The organism is Candidatus Pantoea multigeneris, from assembly GCF_011752615.1.
Classification (GTDB): Bacteria; Pseudomonadota; Gammaproteobacteria; order Enterobacterales; family Enterobacteriaceae; genus Pantoea; species Pantoea multigeneris.
In genome coordinates, this window is sequence record NZ_VWXF01000001.1 from 721,010 (window position 1) to 736,515 (window position 15,506).

At 53.3% G+C, this 15,506-nt stretch carries 13 protein-coding genes; 6 read left to right on the top strand and 7 right to left on the bottom strand.

Annotated elements, in window-relative coordinates; genetic code table 11:
* Window positions 1-2: 2 nt before the first annotated feature.
* A complete protein-coding gene (locus tag F3J40_RS03420) occupies window positions 3-1,016 on the bottom strand; it encodes a glycosyltransferase (RefSeq protein ID WP_167012590.1) in 1,014 nt (337 codons plus the stop codon).
* 718 nt (window positions 1,017-1,734) lie between these two features.
* Between F3J40_RS03420 and ssuE the strand changes: the two genes are divergently transcribed.
* The 5 genes from ssuE to ssuB are packed head-to-tail and all read left to right on the top strand — an operon-like array spanning window position 1,735 to window position 6,010.
* Window positions 1,735-2,286: an NADPH-dependent FMN reductase gene (ssuE, locus tag F3J40_RS03425; protein ID WP_017349524.1), complete on the top strand. Its 552-nt coding sequence runs from the start codon at window positions 1,735-1,737 to the stop codon at window positions 2,284-2,286.
* A gap of 53 nt (window positions 2,287-2,339) precedes the next feature.
* Window positions 2,340-3,266 (top strand): sulfonate ABC transporter substrate-binding protein, encoded by a 927-nt coding sequence (locus tag F3J40_RS03430; protein WP_167012931.1) that lies wholly within the window; start codon window positions 2,340-2,342, stop codon window positions 3,264-3,266.
* Between the two features lie 11 nt (window positions 3,267-3,277).
* Window positions 3,278-4,423: an FMNH2-dependent alkanesulfonate monooxygenase gene (ssuD, locus tag F3J40_RS03435; protein WP_167012591.1), complete on the top strand. Its 1,146-nt coding sequence runs from the start codon at window positions 3,278-3,280 to the stop codon at window positions 4,421-4,423.
* Between the two features lie 10 nt (window positions 4,424-4,433).
* Window positions 4,434-5,225 (top strand): aliphatic sulfonate ABC transporter permease SsuC, encoded by a 792-nt coding sequence (ssuC, locus tag F3J40_RS03440; protein ID WP_167012592.1) that lies wholly within the window; start codon window positions 4,434-4,436, stop codon window positions 5,223-5,225.
* Window positions 5,222-6,010: an aliphatic sulfonates ABC transporter ATP-binding protein gene (gene ssuB / locus F3J40_RS03445; RefSeq protein WP_017349528.1), complete on the top strand. Its 789-nt coding sequence runs from the start codon at window positions 5,222-5,224 to the stop codon at window positions 6,008-6,010. The genes ssuC and ssuB overlap by 4 nt, the downstream gene beginning before the upstream one ends.
* 17 nt (window positions 6,011-6,027) lie before the next feature.
* Here ssuB and F3J40_RS03450 read toward each other — a convergent pair whose 3' ends face one another.
* From F3J40_RS03450 to pepN, 6 genes are all read right to left on the bottom strand, one after another.
* Window positions 6,028-6,981: a LysR family transcriptional regulator gene (locus F3J40_RS03450; RefSeq protein WP_167012593.1), complete on the bottom strand. Its 954-nt coding sequence runs from the start codon at window positions 6,979-6,981 to the stop codon at window positions 6,028-6,030.
* 173 nt (window positions 6,982-7,154) lie between these two features.
* Complete coding sequence (locus F3J40_RS03455) at window positions 7,155-7,979, bottom strand: MetQ/NlpA family ABC transporter substrate-binding protein (RefSeq protein WP_167012594.1); 825 nt, start codon at window positions 7,977-7,979, stop codon at window positions 7,155-7,157.
* 69 nt (window positions 7,980-8,048) lie between these two features.
* On the bottom strand, window positions 8,049-9,161 hold the full coding sequence (gene menC, locus F3J40_RS03460; protein WP_167012595.1) for an o-succinylbenzoate synthase: 1,113 nt from the start codon (window positions 9,159-9,161) through the stop codon (window positions 8,049-8,051).
* A gap of 11 nt (window positions 9,162-9,172) precedes the next feature.
* Window positions 9,173-9,835 carry a methionine ABC transporter permease gene (locus F3J40_RS03465; RefSeq protein ID WP_017349532.1) on the bottom strand — a complete coding sequence of 221 codons (663 nt, stop codon included), beginning with the start codon at window positions 9,833-9,835 and terminating at the stop codon, window positions 9,173-9,175.
* Window positions 9,828-10,850: a methionine ABC transporter ATP-binding protein gene (locus F3J40_RS03470; RefSeq protein ID WP_167012596.1), complete on the bottom strand. Its 1,023-nt coding sequence runs from the start codon at window positions 10,848-10,850 to the stop codon at window positions 9,828-9,830. Before F3J40_RS03470 ends, F3J40_RS03465 begins: the two co-directional genes overlap by 8 nt.
* Before the next feature lie 385 nt (window positions 10,851-11,235).
* Entirely contained in the window at window positions 11,236-13,851 is a 2,616-nt protein-coding gene (gene pepN / locus F3J40_RS03475; protein WP_167012597.1) for an aminopeptidase N, read from the bottom strand.
* A 240-nt stretch (window positions 13,852-14,091) separates the two neighbouring features.
* On the opposite strand from pepN, the gene pncB reads away from it, so the two are divergent.
* Window positions 14,092-15,294 (top strand): nicotinate phosphoribosyltransferase, encoded by a 1,203-nt coding sequence (gene pncB / locus F3J40_RS03480; RefSeq protein WP_167012598.1) that lies wholly within the window; start codon window positions 14,092-14,094, stop codon window positions 15,292-15,294.
* The last annotated feature ends 212 nt before the right edge of the window (window positions 15,295-15,506 follow it).

The following is a 15,506-nucleotide window of genomic DNA, read 5'->3' on the forward strand; positions in this document are numbered from 1 at the left end:
TGTTACAACGACAACGAACGCGCCGCCTTTTCAGAATTGTGCTTACTCTTCACTTCCCGCCCGACTTTGTATTGCTGAAAACGGACAAACACTTCAGGACTTTTAAGCAGCAACCACTCTTTAAAATTTACTGGCCGTATTTCACGCCCGAGAAAACGAATAGCATCCAGCACATATTTTGGCACTGCCGTACCGTTATACAGCGAAAGATAAATCATTAGCCGGAATGAGTGTAAAAGATACTCCCGCCGTACGCGGAGACTGAGCGCACTTTTATCTAGCGTGGTCACCATTTTGTGCCAGCTATGCATAAAGGCATCGTAGCGCTGATAAAAATAATCATTTCCCTTGTGACTATTTGTCAGCGAACCGCTTCTGATACGCTGGTGATAATACACCTGACGGCTGACCCAACTCTGTTGACTATGTAAAAATACGCCAAGACTAAACAGATGATCTTCGTGCTGTCGTTTTTCAAAGCGCAGATGATGACGCATGACCAGACTACGCTTCACGGCATAATTCCATGCTGCCGAGGTATAACTGCCGTTGCACAGTAAAGAAGATAACACCTCGATACCGCTTGATACGCCCCAAAGCGTGTGGCGCACCTTTGGACGCACATCCGCCCGATTCTCCTCAGCAAACATTTGCGAACTGAAACAGAACAGCTCGGTCTCTGGCTGCGCGCGCAGTACCTCTGCCAGTTCCGCCGTAATATCTCCGGCCACGATATCATCGGGGTCGCAGAAAAACAGAAACTCACCCCGCGCCAATGCCACGCCACGATCGCGTGCTAGCCCAGCTCCACCATTAACCACCGTTTCGATACGGACCTGCGGCACCTCACGATAGAAACGTTCTAACACCATCAAGGTGTCATCCGTTGAGCTGTCATTAACAATGATAATTTCGAATTTACCGCTGAGTTGACCGAGTAATGAATCAATACACGCCTGCACATAACGCTCAACATTATAGGTCGGCACAATCACGGATAACAGATATTCAGACATAACTTCCCCTGCCATAAAATAAAACAGAAACCTAAAACAGGACCATTAATAAACAAGGAGCAAAATCAAAAGCGAGAATAAACATCATTTTTATCTTAACCACATCCATGCGCAGAGTTGTAGCATTCATTCAACAACGGTGAGATGACCTGCGCCGGAAAAACATCAATCAGCCTAATCAATACCCCCACCAGAATTAAACAATATTTAAACGAAATATATTGAACATGCTGGAAGGTAACCAACTGCAATGGAAACAGAATGTGTGTGGCTATGAATTAAGTCGCGAACTTCATTTCCAGCTAATGATTTAAATTAAAGTATGAGTGGGAATAGTCTGTAAAAAAACAGGTGCACTTACAATCGTCCATTTGATTGCTAACGACTTTTATCGCAACTGTAACCATCAGGAGAAAGTATTACATCTCAACAATAATAAGTTACACACCGCCAGACGGCTTAACATCACTGTGGCAGAAATGATTTGTCACGATGTTGTTTGATAACCATCCGTGATAGATACAGAACTGTACTGTTGATACGATTTAAGACTATTCGCAGCTGTTTCTTCCCCGCCCTAATACACCAAACCGCATATGCAGTTTTGCGCATATCTATGCCACATAAATCATTTAAGCCAAGCCACAGGGTCTGTCAGGATTAGCACATAAGTTCTCAACCTTAGAAAATTAATAACTTTCGGTTATAAGGAGTCGCCATGCGGGTTATTACGCTTGCCGGAAGTCCGCGCTTCCCTTCGCGCTCAACGGCACTGCTTATTCACTGCCAGCGCGCACTGGAAACGCGCGGCGTTGAAGTGATTCCCTGGAACATCCATAACTTCCAGCCGGACGACCTGATTAATGCACGGTTTGATGCCCCGGCCTTACAGGCGCTACGTGATGACCTGGCAGAAGCCGACGGCGTCATTGTTGCTACGCCCATTTATAAAGCGTCGTTCTCTGGGGCGCTGAAAACGCTACTCGATCTGCTTCCAGAACGTGCGCTGGAACATAAGGTGGTGTTACCGATTGCCAGTGGTGGCAGCGCAGGCCACATGCTGGCCTTAGATTACGCCCTTAAGCCGGTGCTAAACGCCTTAAAGGCGCAGGAAATTTTACATGGCGTGTTTGCCGAGGAGCATCAGGTCACACATTACGACCGTCAGGCTGAGTTTGATGCGCAGTTAACCCAACGACTGGACGAATCCGTCACCAATTTCTGGCTGGCATTAACCCGCCATCGCCACCCTGTTGCACAAGCTATATAAAGGACAGAGACAAAACCATGAAAAGGACCTATGCAAGCTGGGCCAGATGGATAATGGCGTTACTGATGCTAAGCAGCCTCAGCATCCAGGCTGCGGACACCGCCCCGACATCGTTTCGTATTGGCTATCAAAAAGGTTCCGTCAGTATGGTGCTGGCAAAAGCCCACCATATGCTGGAAACCCGTTTCCCCCACACTCAGATTCAGTGGATTGAATTCCCTGCTGGTCCACAAATGCTGGAAGCGCTGAACGTGGGCAGTATTGATTTTGGCAGCACCGGCGACCTGCCGCCGCTGTTTGCTCAGGCTGCGGGAGCGGATTTGCTCTATGTCGGTCTTGAACCGCCCCATCCACAGGCCGAAGTTATCCTGGTCGCCGATAACAGCCCGATAAAAACCGTGGCTGACCTGAAAGGGAAAAAAGTCGCCTTCCAGAAAGGCTCTAGCTCCAACAATTTACTGCTGCGTGCCCTGCAACTGGCCGGACTCTCGCTCAACGATGTTAAACCGGTTTACCTGACCCCAGCGGATGCCCGTGCGGCGTTCCAGCAGGGGGACGTCGATGCCTGGGCCATTTGGGACCCGTACTACTCTGCCGCATTGCAGCAAGGCCATGCTCGCGTGTTAACCGATGGCAGCAAACTGAATCAGACCGGTTCGTTCTACCTGGCTACGCGTAAGTTTACCGAAGCCAACGGCGAGTTCATCCAACAGGTATTGAAAACCTTTACCGCCGCTGATGCCCTGACCCGTACCGACCGCGAACAGAGCATCACGCTACTGGCCGCAGCGATGGGTCTGCCGAAACCGGTTCTGGCCAGTTATCTCGATCATCGTCCTGCTTCAACCATCACGCTGGTGGATGAGCAGACCGCAGCCAAACAACAGGCCACTGCCGACCTGTTTTATGCCAATCATCTGATGCCAGTGAAAGTGTCGATCCGCGACCGCATCTGGCATCCGCAAACGATCAGTCAGTAAGGAGTTTTACCATGAGCGTATCCGTATTCTGGTTCCTGCCTACTCACGGTGATGGACACTACCTCGGCACCAGTCAGGGCGCACGTCCGATTGACCACGCCTATTTACAACAGGTTGCTCAGGCAGCCGACCGCCTCGGTTTTGGTGGCGTACTGATCCCCACTGGCCGCTCCTGCGAAGATGCCTGGCTGGTTGCAGCCTCACTGATTCCCGTCACCCAGCGTCTGCGCTTCCTGGTTGCGTTACGTCCTGGCGTGATCTCCCCGACGCAGGCAGCACGTCAGGCGGCAACGCTCGATCGCCTGTCGAATGGCCGTGCGCTGTTCAACCTGGTCACCGGGGGGGATGCAGAAGAGTTAGCCGGTGATGGTGTCTTCCTCGACCACAAAGAGCGCTATGACGAATCGGCAGAGTTTACCCGCGTCTGGCGTCGCGTGCTGGAAGGCGAAACGGTGGATTATGAAGGCAAGCACGTCAACGTGCGCGGTGCGCGCCTGATGTTTAAACCGGTACAGCAACCGCGTCCACCGCTCTGGTTTGGCGGCTCCTCTGAGCCAGCACAAGACCTGGCCGCAGAACAGGTTGATGTCTACCTGACCTGGGGTGAGCCACCGGCGCAGGTCAAAGAAAAACTGGACCAGGTGCGCGCTAAAGCCGCTGCTCAGGGGCGCAAAGTCCGCTTTGGTATCCGTCTGCACGTCATTGTGCGTGAAACCAATGCGGAAGCCTGGCAGGCAGCAGAGCGCCTGATCTCTCACCTGGATGATGCCACTATCGCGAAAGCACAGGCAGCCCTGGCGAAAACCGACTCCGTCGGCCAACACCGCATGCAAGCCCTGCACGGTGGCCAGCGAGACAAGCTGGAAATCAGCCCGAACCTGTGGGCTGGCGTCGGCCTGGTCCGTGGTGGTGCCGGTACGGCACTGGTGGGTGATGGCCCAACCGTGGCTGCACGCATCAAAGAGTATGCGGATCTGGGGATCGAAACCTTTATTCTTTCTGGCTATCCGCATCTGGAAGAGGCCTATCGCGTGGGTGAACTGCTGTTCCCACACCTTGACCTGAAAATCCCGGAAGTGCCGCCGGTACGTATCACCCAGGCTCACGGCGAACACGTTGCACATGATTTTGCGCCACAGAAAGTCTCGCAGAGCTAAGGAGAAAATCATGGCAAAAACAACCAGCAAACTGCTTAATCAACTGGTGCCGTGGGCGCTGCCCGTGGGCATTCTGGTGGTGTGGCAAATTGCCTCTCAGGTCGGGCTGCTCTCTACGCGCATCCTGCCATCACCGGAAAATATTCTTCTCAGCGGCTGGCGACTGACAGAAAGCGGTGAGCTGTGGCAAGACCTGGTGATCAGCACCTGGCGTGCGCTGCTTGGGTTTGCCATTGGGGGATCTATCGGCCTGGTGTTGGGCCTGATTACCGGCACATCGCGCCTCGGCGAACGTCTGCTGGATACCTCGATCCAGATGCTGCGCAATGTGCCGCATCTGGCGCTGATCCCGCTGGTGATCCTGTGGTTTGGCATCGACGAGTCCGCCAAAATCTTCCTCGTGGCGCTGGGTACGCTGTTCCCGATTTATCTCAACACCTATCACGGCATTCGTAACATTGATCGTGGCCTGGTGGAGATGGCGCGCAGCTATGGTCTCTCGGGCTGGAGCCTGTTCAGTCAGGTGATTCTGCCAGGGGCCCTGCCCTCGATTATGGTGGGGGTTCGCTTTGCGCTTGGGCTGATGTGGCTCACGTTGATTGTGGCTGAGACGATTTCGGCGAACTCAGGGATTGGCTACCTGGCGATGAACGCGCGTGAATTCCTGCAAACCGATGTGGTGGTGGTCGCCATTATTCTCTACGCCCTGCTGGGTAAACTGGCCGATGTCGCGGCCCAACTGCTGGAACGCGTCTGGCTGCGCTGGCATCCGGCGTATCAACTCAAGGAGGCTAACGCATGAGCCTGAGTCCATCTCCGTCACGCCTGAACAGCGGTTTACCCGTCGGTGTTAATGGCGTCAGTAAGCAGTATGGCGACCGCACAATTCTAAACGGGATTGATTTACATATTCCCGCTGGGCAGTTTGTCGCAGTTGTGGGACGCAGCGGATGCGGCAAGAGCACGCTGTTGCGTCTGCTGGCGGGTCTGGAACAGGCGTCACAAGGCGAGTTGCTGGCGGGGAATGCCCCGCTGAAATCCGCGCAGGAAGATACTCGTCTGATGTTCCAGGACGCACGACTGCTGCCGTGGAAGCGAGTAATTGATAACGTAGGTCTCGGACTGAAAGGCCGCGAGTGGCGCAGTGATGCCCTGAAAGCACTGGAAGCCGTTGGACTGGCAGAACGTGCCAATGACTGGCCTGCGGCGCTGTCAGGTGGACAGAAGCAACGCGTTGCGCTGGCCCGCGCACTGATTCATCGCCCTGGCCTGCTGCTGCTCGATGAGCCACTCGGCGCTCTGGATGCCCTGACACGCATTGAGATGCAAGGATTGATTGAATCGCTGTGGCAACAGCATAACTTTACGGTATTGCTGGTCACCCATGACGTCAGCGAAGCAGTGGCAATGGCGGATCGCGTGCTGCTGATTGAAGAGGGTCAGATCGGCCTCGATCTCACGGTTGATCTGCCGCGCCCACGGCGTAAAGGATCGGTACGACTGGCGGAACTGGAACAACAAGTGCTGGACCGTGTCATGCGCCGTAACGGCAGCGATCAGCCGGTACGATTCGCCCAGCAGCGCTAATTTCACGACCACAAGCCTCACCCCGCTGAGGCTTGTCCCCTCAATTCACCCTGGATGCTGTGCTGCTCAGAGAAAATCTGCTGCTGACGGAACTGCCCAATCATAAAACGGATAAACCCCACCACATCGGCGCTCGGCTGGCGATTCTCCTGCTGCTGAATCTGGAGAAAACGCTCGGCGGGCACCCTGGCTTCCAGCGCTTTCAATGCAATAGGCGCATGCTGCAACTTATACATCACCGAGTAAAAACTGCAGGCGGCCATCGACTCCGGCATGGTGAGAATATAGTGATAGAGGCTGGTAAAATTATCGCAACTGAGCAGCGGTTCCGGGAATACCCCTTCCATCCGACAAGAGAGATCAAACAGCTGGCGTAACGTGGTGCCGGTGCCCGGCAATGCCAACGGGAAAGCCGTGAGCTGCTGTGGCCCCAGTGAGGTTCCCAGGGCGCTATGCTGGTGAGACATCAGCATCAGCAAGGGTGCAGGCAGAGAAAGCAGGACTTCCACACCGGCTTCCGGTGCCATAGAAAACTGTAGCGCCACATCCACTTTGCCTAACCGGACCCATTGTGAAACCTGCTGGCCCGTTCCGACGTGCAGTTGAAACGCAATGTGTGGCTGCTGTTGCTGAAAACGCGCCAGCAACGTGGGCAAGGTATCAAATGACATCCCCTCGGTGCAGGCAATGTGGATCACCGTTTGCTTCTGCGTGTTGCTGCCGACGATCTCCGCCATCAGAAGATCCATATCCATCACGCTTTTTCGCACCTGACGCTCCAGCATGCGCCCAGCTTCATTCAGCGTCATGCCACGTGCGTGTCTTTCAAACAGCGGCACGCCAATACGCTCTTCAAGGCGATGAATCTGCCGACTGATGGCCGAAACGGCAACAAACAGCGACTGGCTGGCACCACTTAACGAACCGGCATCCGCAACGGCGAGAAAATAGCGCATATCGGTACTGAGCATGGCACCTGAATCCTGAGAAAAAAACGGATTAGGGGTTATATGAAAAGCACTGGCGGATTGCAAACATTATAATTTTTAGACGTGTAATATCGAATTTAAATGCTTTATTGTTATAAGAGTATGCGAAAATTGACAATAGCAGTGAAACAGGCTGCCGAAGCAGCCTTTTATGGTTATTTATGGCGGGCCTTCATCCACTCAGGCTTCTGGAATGAAGCAAATTCACTGTCTGGAGCATCAAACAGCGCTTCAAATTCCGGTGATTCCACGGCGGCTTTCAGATCCTGGGCAAACGGCTTATTAATATCTTCCGCACGCACCACAATCATGTTTTTGATGTCTTCAGGCAGTACATCCAGCTGGATCGCATCTGACAGTTTCATGCCGGCACTCAGGGCAAAGTTAGCGTTGATCAGCGAGCCCGTTACACCTCCCATTGCACGCGGTAACTGTGCAGCTTCCAGTGGCTTAAACACCACGCCGTGCGGGTTCTCAGTAATATCTTTCAGAGACGCTTTGGTCACCGCCACGTCCGGATTCACCTTGATCACCCCATACTTCTGCAGGAAGTCGAGAGAGCGCGACAGGTTAGAGGGATCGTTGGGTAACGTTACGATGTCGCCTTTTTTCAGCTCGTTCAGCGAGTGAATTTTATTGGAATAAAAGCCCATGCTGGCGGTCGGCACGGTGATCACTTCCGCCAGCTTTAGCCCTTTATCGGCACTGAAACGGTTCAGGTAGCGACGGTTCTGGAACAGATTGGCATCAATACTCTTGTTTGCCAGCGCCAGGTTCGGCTGAATATAGTCGCTGAACTCACGCACTTTCACTTCATAGCCTTTCTTTTCCATCTGCGGTGCAATGGCATGTTTCACCATATCGCCATACGGACCAGGGGACACCCCGATGGTGATCGTGTGCGCTGCATCGGCAGCATGGGCCTGCGCCATACCCAGCACGGGCAGCAGCAACAGTGGCAGCAATTTTTTCAGCAACATGTCTCTATCCTGTAATTTTTAATTTTAAACAACTTTCCCGGTGTTGACGCATCGGCGGGGTGAGCCGCCTTAAAAACTGAACGACTCTTCGCCGTAGCAATATTCCTGATACAAACCTGGGTTAATGGCAAAGCCAATGCCTGGCGCTTCCGGCACGGCTACGCAACTGTCGCGATCCATTTCAACCTGCGGCAGCATGAAGTCTTCATGCCAGTAACGTGAAGAAGGCGGGATATCGTGGGCGAAGACAAAGTTGGGCAGTGAAGCAATCGCAATATTGTGGGCTTTGCCTACGGCGGTATCCAGCATGCCGCCACACCACACCGGCACACCTTGCTGCTGGCACAAATCGTGGATCATTTTCACTTCGGTGATGCCACCTACGCGCGCCACTTTAATGTTGATGATTTTTCCGCTGCCTAACTCCAGCGCTTTACGCGCATCTTCTGCCGAGGCAATGCTCTCATCCAGACAGATCGGGGTCGCAATCGCCGCCTGTAATTTACGGTGATCGATAATGTCGTCATGAGCCAACGGCTGCTCAATCATCAGCAGCCCGAACTGATCCATGCGTTTAAACAGATCGATGTCATCCAGGGTGTAAGCCGAGTTGGCATCCACCATCAACGTGATATCACCAAAGGTCTGGCGCAGCGCCTGTACATAGTTGAAATCGTAACCTGGCTTGATTTTGATCTTGATGCGTTTGTAGCCTTCGTTCAGATAGCCATCAACCACTTCAATCAGTTTGTCTGGCGTGGACTGAATACCGATACTGACGCCGGCCTCCACACGCGTGCGCTCACCACCAATCGCTTTTGCCAGCGATATGCCCTGCTGCTTTGCCCAGGCATCCCACAGGCCGCCTTCAATCGCGGCTTTCGCGCAGTTATTGCGTTTTACCGGCGCAAAGATCTCCCGAGCCTGTGAAGGATGGCTAATGTCCCCGGCTTGTTTCAGCATCGGGATCAGGAAGTCCCGCATAATGTGCCAGGCCGTGACGTTGGTCTCTTCGTTGTAGAACGGCAGGGAAATCGCGGAACAGTCGCCATAGCCGACGACGCCGCCAGCATGGACTTCCACCACGCTGAAATGCTTCTCTGTCTGGGTGGCGAAGCTGGTGGTAAACGGCGTTTTCAACGCCATTTTCATCTTACGCAGTACAATTTTGTCGATTTTCATCACTCAGCCTCTTATGAACGTCTCTCGCGTTTGTCCGCGCGTTTTGCCAGCCAGTCACCGGCCATTTGAACCACCTGCACCAGCACCACTAGCGCACAGACAGTCACCACCATCACATTGGTTTCATAACGGTAGTAACCAAAGCGAATGGCCAGATCACCTACGCCGCCACCGCCAACAATGCCTGCCATCGCGGAATAGCCAATCAGGCTCACCAGGGTTATGGTCAGGCCGCGCAGTAGCCCCGCCAGCGCTTCCGGTAACAGCACGGTGAAAATAATCCGCAGTGGGCTGGCACCAAACGCTTCTGCGGCTTCAACAATGCCGCTGTCAACTTCACGCAGCGCGGCATCCGCCATGCGGGCATAAAAAGCAATCGCCGCGACTGACATAGGCACGGAGGCTGCAACCGGGCCGATGGTATTGCCCAACAGCCACTGGGTTAACGGCAATAACAGCACCAGCAGAATGACAAACGGCACTGAACGGATCACATTGACCAGCACCGTAGAGATCAGATTCAGTACCCGGTTCTGCCAGAACAGATGGCGATCCGTAACATAAATCGCGACCCCGAGCGGCAAGCCCAACAGCACCGCACACAAGGCTGAAATTGAGACCATGGTGAAGGTTTCACCAAAGGCGGTGTAGAGATCGTTTAATAAATCACTCATCAATCATCTCCACGCCGAAAGAGTGCTGCTGTAAAAACTGAATGGCATTGTCCACATCGGGCTGACTTTCAGGCGTTTTAGCACACACCAGGGCAATAATATGGCCCAGTGCGCGATCGTTAATGTATTCGATATTGCCGTGCAGGATATTAATCGCCACGTTATAGCGCTGTGCAGCTTCAGAAATCAGCGGATTTTCCACAGAACTGTCGGCAAAGCGAATTTTTATCAGGCGTCCTTGCGTCTGTTGGTAAAACCGTTCCGGGAGATCAATTTTATTTACGTGACTGACCAGTTGGCGCGTAAATGCATGTTGTGGTTCGGCGAAAACGTCAAACACATCGCCTTCTTCCACAATGACACCGCCGGTCATTACCGCCATACGATGGCAGACGCTTTTAATGACGTTCATCTCATGGGAGATCAATACCATGGTGATGCCGAGCTTTTTATTAATGTCTTTTAACAGCGCCAGAATGGACGCCGAGGTTTCCAGATCCAATGCAGAGGTGGGTTCATCACATAACAACACATCCGGATGATTAGCGATGGCCCGTGCAATACCGACACGCTGTTTCTGCCCACCACTGAGCTGAGCGGGAAAGGACTTGCCCTTGTCCTCCAGCCCAACCAACTGCATGATTTCAGGAACACGCTGCGCTATCTCTGCACTGCTTTTTCCCGCAGCACGCAGGCTGAAAGCGATGTTGTCATAGACGGTGCGCGTGTTCATCAGATTAAAATGCTGGAAGATCATGCCAATACGCTGGCGGTGCTGGCGTAACTCGCGCCCTGTTGCACGACTGATCAGCGTATCACCGATATAAACCTCCCCGCTGGTGGGACGCTGTAACAGATTAATGGTGCGCAGCAGCGTACTCTTACCAGCCCCACTGGTGCCGATAATGCCGAATACTTCACCTGCGGCAATGTTCAACGTGACATTATTCACCGCTTTAACCTGTCCGGCCTTTCCAGCAGGAAAGTCTACATTTATATTTTCTAACCGGATCATTACCTGTATATCCCCTGACTTAATGCGTATTTGAATCCCTGAAAAATAAAATGCAAAAGAATTACCTTCCTGTATTGGCTTATAACCAAAAGAGCTTTAGTTATATCTTTTTTTATTACCACGCGCTGACTGCGGCGGCAGGTCAAGCTATCACAACCTGATCGGCGCGCAATCATCAAAAAAGCAATGGAGGTTTCGTTTTTCCATAAGGCAGACGCGGTTCAGGACGAAAATCGCCGCAGCGTTGCCGTGAAAATAAAGGCGGGTGATTTAATAAAATGTAGGGTGAGATAGCGAATAAATAATCGGGAGAACGCAATTTAATCAGGCGTTAAATTAAAAAGGCACCCGTTGTGGGTGCCTTGTGCGAAATAACGTTTTACGATCAGGCTTTCAGCGCCTTGCTGATTTTCTCAAACAGATCGCCTGAGAGCTTATCCAGTCCCTGGAGTTTTTCCAGCGCGGCACGCATTTGCGCCTGGCGCTGGCTGCTGTAACGTTTCAGACGGATCAGCGGCTCAATCATACGTGCCGCCACCTGCGGGTTACGGGTGTTAAGATCGGTCAACATCTCGACCAGGAACGCATAACCGCTGCCATCTTTGGCATGGAATGCCGCCGGGTTGGCCGACACAAAGGCACCAATCAGCGCGCGGATACGGTTCGGGTTGGTCAGGGTAAAGGAGCGGTGATGTAACAGCTCACGCACTTTGGTCAGCACGTCTTCTGCCGGGCTGGTGGCCTGCAAGACAAACCACTTATCCATTACCAGACCATCCTGATGCCAGCGCTCATCGTAGTGCGCCAGCAGAGCCTGATGACACGGCAACTGTGCTGCCACTGCGGCGGCAAGGGCGGCCAACGCATCGGTCATGTTGTTCGCCTGATAATACTGCTTCTCAACCAGCGCATTGGCCTGCCCGGCATCACCAAAGGCAAGATAGGTCAGACAGATATTTTTCAGTGCACGTTTACCGATATCCGCATGTTCAATGCGGTACTCGTTAACTTTGTGAGCGTGATAAACCGCTAACACTTCATCCTGCAGCTCTTTCGCCAGCGTGCGCAACAGCGCATCGCGAACGGCAGCGTTGGCTTCAGGATCGATCACCTCAAACAGCTCGGCAATTTCGTTCTCAGAAGGCAGCGTCAGAATCAGCGCAATCAGCGCCGGATCTAACTGTTCATCCAACAGCACCGCACGGAAGGCATCAGCCACATGCAGCGGCAGAGACAGCGGTTGCCCTTGCTGATAGCGCGCGACGTTGAGGCGGATGTGGGTCGCCAACAGGCTCTGTGCTGCATCCCAACGGGCGAAGTCGTTACGGGCGTGGCGCATCAGGAAGGTCAGTTGCGCATCGCTCCATTTATATTCCAGTTTGACCGGTGCCGAGAATTCACGCAGCAGCGAGGGAACCGGCTGGAAATAGACGTTATCGAAGATAAAGGTCTGCACGTTTTCCGTGACGTTAAGCACCGAATGCACCGGATGGCCATTGTGCTGCAACGGGATGACATTGCCTTCGTGATCGTACAGTTCGATATCCAGAGGAATGTGCAGCGGCAGTTTCTCTTTTTGATCTGCCGTGGCTGGCGTGTGCTGCGCTACATGCAGCGTGTACTGCTCCAGTTCGGGGTTGTAGTCATCGCGAATCGTTAGCACTGGCGTACCGGACTGGCTATACCAACGACGGAACTGCGAGAGGTCGACGTTGGACGCATCTTCCATCGCCTGCACGAAGTCATCGCAGGTGGCGGCACTGCCATCATGGCGTTCGAAATAGAGCGCGATCCCTTTCTGGAAGCTGTTCTCACCCAGCAGCGTGTGCATCATGCGGATCACTTCCGATCCCTTCTCATACACGGTCAGGGTGTAGAAGTTGTTCATCTCAATCACCTGATCTGGGCGGATCGGGTGCGCCATTGGGCTGGCATCTTCGGCGAACTGTGCACCACGCATAATGCGCACGTTGTCGATACGGTTAACGGCGCGTGAGCCCAGATCGGAACTGAACTCCTGATCGCGGAACACCGTCAGCCCCTCTTTCAGGCTGAGCTGGAACCAGTCACGGCAGGTGACGCGGTTGCCGGTCCAGTTGTGGAAATATTCGTGACCAATCACCGCCTCGATCCCGAGGTAGTCTTTGTCTGTGGCGGTTTCCGCTTTCGCCAGCACAAATTTAGAGTTAAAGACGTTGAGGCCTTTATTCTCCATCGCGCCCATGTTGAAGAAGTCGACGGCGACAATCATAAAGATGTCGAGATCGTATTCGAGGTTAAAGCGCTCCTCATCCCACTTCATACTGTTTTTCAGTGACGTCATCGCCCAGTCAGCGCGGTCGAGGTTGCCACGATCGACAAAGATCTCCAGCGCCACGTCACGTCCTGAGCGGGTTTTGAAGCTGTCACGCAGCACGTCGAACTCACCGGCAACCAGCGCGAACAGATAACAAGGTTTTGGGAACGGATCTTCCCACTTCACCCAGTGGCGTCCAGCTTCCAGCTCGCCGCCGTCAATGCGGTTGCCGTTCGAGAGCAGATAAGGGTAACGCGTCTTGTCAGCGAAAATCGTGGTGGTAAAACGCGCCAGCACATCTGGGCGATCAAGATACCAGGTAATATGACGGAACCCTTCGGCTTCACACTGCGTACACAGCGCTTCCCCTGACTGATACAGCCCTTCCAACGCGGTGTTCTGCGCCGGGTGGATCAGGTTAACGATTTTCAGGGTGAAGGTCTCTGGAAGCTGCCGCAGGATCAGCGCGCCTTCCTCTTCGTGGTAAGCCGTCCACGGTGTACCGTTGACTTCCAGCGACAGCAGCGTCAGCGCTTCGCCATCCAGACGCAGTTCGGCCTGCGCATCGCCAAGGCGCTTAATACGGCTGACTGCCGTGACCTGGGTGCTTTCCGCATCCAGATCAAACGTCAGATCAATATCAGTGATGGTGTAGTCAGGTGCACGGTAGTCGTGGCGATATTTTATTTGCGGCTGTTGCGTCATAAGTCCTTCTCGCATCAAAAAAAGGGATACCGCACAAGTCTATGCCTGTTAGCCTTCCCTTGCCATGCTCAATGCAGGATTGTATTTTTTAGCTACATTTTTTTAACACTGGCACAAAATGACCTCGACCCGGTGGCCTGAAATATGGTGTGATCGGTTGAAACAACTGTTTTATACTCCTTCGTCTTATTATTTTTTACACCGGGCCCTGTACCGAGGAAGAGGATGCGAAAACGCACCATGACTGGACACACTTCCCCGATTCTGACATCACTGCTTGATACTGATGCTTATAAACTGCATATGCAGCAAGCCGTGTTGCACCGCTACAATGACGTCACCGTCACGGCGGAATTCCGCTGCCGGGGTGATGAGCAGCTCGGCAGCTATGCCGATGCCATTCGCGCACAGATTGATACCATGCAATCGCTGGCGCTACAGCCCGAAGAGCAGCTCTGGCTCGCCTCACTGCCTTTCTTCACGCCCGATTATCTCGACTGGCTGCGCCAGTTCCGCTATAACCCGCAACAGGTGAAGGTGCATAATCGCGCTGGACGACTGGATATTCGTATCACCGGGCCGTGGCGTGAAGTCATTATGTGGGAAGTCCCGCTACTGGCACTGATCAGTGAAGTCGTCCATCGCCATCGTTCCCCTGAGGTTGGCGTCGATCAGGCTCTGGCACATCTCGACGCACGCCTGGCGGAGTTCCATCAACAGACCGCTGACGTAGATCTCAGCCGTTTCCGCCTGATGGATTTCGGCACTCGCCGTCGCTTTTCCCAGCCGGTGCAGGAGGCGATTGTGCGCCAACTGCAAACACAACCGTGGTTTGTTGGCACCAGTAATTACGACCTTGCACGCCGTTTGCAGCTCACCCCGGTGGGTACGCAGGCGCATGAATGGTTCCAGGCGCATCAGCAAATCAGTCCGGTGTTGGCGAACAGCCAACGTGCCGCGTTACAGGCCTGGTTAGATGAGTATGACAGTCAGTTGGGCATCGCCCTGACCGACTGCATCAGTATGGATGCCTTCCTGCGTGACTTCGGCTACGAGTTTGCCTCGCGCTATCAGGGGTTACGTCACGACTCTGGCGATCCTGAGCAATGGGGAGAGAAAGCCCTCGCGCATTATGAATCGCTGGGCATTGATCCGCTGAGTAAAACGTTGGTGTTTTCTGATAGCCTCAATTTAGACAAGGCGTTGCTGCTGTACCGTCATTTTGGTCAACGGACCAACGTCAGTTTTGGTATCGGCACGCGTCTGACCTGCGACATTCCCGGCATTACGCCGCTGAATATTGTGATCAAACTGACCGAGTGCAATGGCAAGCCAGTAGCAAAACTTTCCGACAGCCCAGGCAAAACCATTTGCCACGATCCGGCGTTTATCCGTGCGCTACGCAAAGCATTTGATCTGCCATTGGTGAAAAAAGCCAGTTAATTCCCCGCTATTCTTCCCATCTGCCGCGATGATTTGCGGCACAGTCACCTTCACTCCACACGGGAGTGAAGGGGCTAAATTGTCCTAAGCCACGGGCGCAAATAAAATTTGCGCTACCGGACAGCAATTTTGCTTGTTTCCTGAGGTTGCACAAGTAACATAACGACACCCCATTTGCGGGGATATTTTCAAACTCACATCTTTTATAGAGA

Bases quoted from the DNA above. Each gene is read 5' to 3' on its own strand.
- ssuB (WP_017349528.1), top strand. From the start codon at position 5,222: ATGAGCCTGAGTCCATCTCCGTCACGCCTGAACAGCGGTTTACCCGTC.
- ssuD (WP_167012591.1), top strand. From the start codon at position 3,278: ATGAGCGTATCCGTATTCTGGTTCCTGCCTACTCACGGTGATGGACAC.
- F3J40_RS03450 (WP_167012593.1), bottom strand. From the start codon at position 6,981: ATGCTCAGTACCGATATGCGCTATTTTCTCGCCGTTGCGGATGCCGGT.
- ssuE (WP_017349524.1), top strand. From the start codon at position 1,735: ATGCGGGTTATTACGCTTGCCGGAAGTCCGCGCTTCCCTTCGCGCTCA.
- menC (WP_167012595.1), bottom strand. From the start codon at position 9,161: ATGAAAATCGACAAAATTGTACTGCGTAAGATGAAAATGGCGTTGAAA.
- F3J40_RS03470 (WP_167012596.1), bottom strand. From the start codon at position 10,850: ATGATCCGGTTAGAAAATATAAATGTAGACTTTCCTGCTGGAAAGGCC.
- F3J40_RS03465 (WP_017349532.1), bottom strand. From the start codon at position 9,835: ATGAGTGATTTATTAAACGATCTCTACACCGCCTTTGGTGAAACCTTC.
- F3J40_RS03430 (WP_167012931.1), top strand. From the start codon at position 2,340: ATGGCGTTACTGATGCTAAGCAGCCTCAGCATCCAGGCTGCGGACACC.
- pepN (WP_167012597.1), bottom strand. From the start codon at position 13,851: ATGACGCAACAGCCGCAAATAAAATATCGCCACGACTACCGTGCACCT.
- F3J40_RS03455 (WP_167012594.1), bottom strand. From the start codon at position 7,979: ATGTTGCTGAAAAAATTGCTGCCACTGTTGCTGCTGCCCGTGCTGGGT.
- pncB (WP_167012598.1), top strand. From the start codon at position 14,092: ATGACTGGACACACTTCCCCGATTCTGACATCACTGCTTGATACTGAT.
- ssuC (WP_167012592.1), top strand. From the start codon at position 4,434: ATGGCAAAAACAACCAGCAAACTGCTTAATCAACTGGTGCCGTGGGCG.
- F3J40_RS03420 (WP_167012590.1), bottom strand. From the start codon at position 1,016: ATGTCTGAATATCTGTTATCCGTGATTGTGCCGACCTATAATGTTGAG.